The 400-nt window shown below is 48.2% G+C and carries 1 protein-coding gene; it reads left to right on the forward strand.

Annotated elements, in window-relative coordinates; genetic code table 11:
* Positions 1–355, forward strand: a 355-nt coding sequence (locus HBA93_RS19040) for an alpha/beta hydrolase family protein (RefSeq protein ID WP_502910142.1), incomplete at its 5' end; no start/stop codon positions are given.
* Positions 356–400 lie beyond the last annotated feature (45 nt).

Consider the following 400-nt stretch of genomic DNA (forward strand, 5'->3'; position numbering starts at 1 on the left):
GCTTGATCTGGGGCTGGCACGTGGTTTTACGCCGGAGAGCCTGAATAGTATTTCAGTACCTGCACTGATTTTTGGTGCTGGCGTTGATATTGGTGACCTGCCTGCCAAAATGGAATCCGGTTATATCGCAGCGAATATGCCCGATAAAACTACGCAATATATCGAGATCGCGGATGCTGCACATTTCAGCTTCATGCAAAACTGTAAGGCTGGTGCAGTGGAAATGATTGAGGCCGAAACGCCGGGCGATGGTATTGTCTGCAAAGATGGTGGAGGACGTAGCCGTGAGGCGATCCATCGTGAAGTCGCCGATAAGATTATCGCTTTTCTAGAAAAATCTATTCCCGCCCAATAATGCAAAAAGGCCGCTTTATAGCGGCCTTTTCTTTTAGAGAGCCTT

The sequence above is a fragment of the Ochrobactrum sp. SFR4 genome, assembly GCF_019730395.1.
Taxonomy (GTDB): domain Bacteria; phylum Pseudomonadota; class Alphaproteobacteria; order Rhizobiales; family Rhizobiaceae; genus Pseudochrobactrum.